1 rRNA gene is annotated in these 523 nt (G+C 56.4%); it reads right to left on the bottom strand.

Annotated elements, in window-relative coordinates:
* Positions 1-523: ribosomal RNA gene (locus V2S66_RS34360) — 23S ribosomal RNA — on the bottom strand; the annotation flags it as partial.

Raw genomic sequence — 523 nt, 5'->3', positions numbered from 1 at the left:
AATGACACGACTTCGGCGGTACGCTTGAGCCCCGCTACATTGTCGGCGCGGAATCACTTGACCAGTGAGCTATTACGCACTCTTTCAAGGGTGGCTGCTTCTAAGCCAACCTCCTGGTTGTCTCTGCGACTCCACATCCTTTCCCACTTAGCGTACGCTTAGGGGCCTTAGTCGATGCTCTGGGCTGTTTCCCTCTCGACCATGGAGCTTATCCCCCACAGTCTCACTGCCGCGCTCTCACTTACCGGCATTCGGAGTTTGGCTAAGGTCAGTAACCCGGTAGGGCCCATCGCCTATCCAGTGCTCTACCTCCGGCAAGAAACACACGACGCTGCACCTAAATGCATTTCGGGGAGAACCAGCTATCACGGAGTTTGATTGGCCTTTCACCCCTAACCACAGGTCATCCCCCAGGTTTTCAACCCTGGTGGGTTCGGTCCTCCACACGGTCTTACCCGCGCTTCAACCTGCCCATGGCTAGATCACTCCGCTTCGGGTCTTGAGCGTGCTACTGAAACGCCCT

This window comes from Actinacidiphila polyblastidii, assembly GCF_036353415.1.
GTDB classification, from domain to species: domain Bacteria; phylum Actinomycetota; class Actinomycetes; order Streptomycetales; family Streptomycetaceae; genus Actinacidiphila; species Actinacidiphila polyblastidii.
The sequence above is the reverse complement of the archived record's forward strand: the minus strand, read 5'-3'. Positions and strand labels throughout refer to the sequence as shown.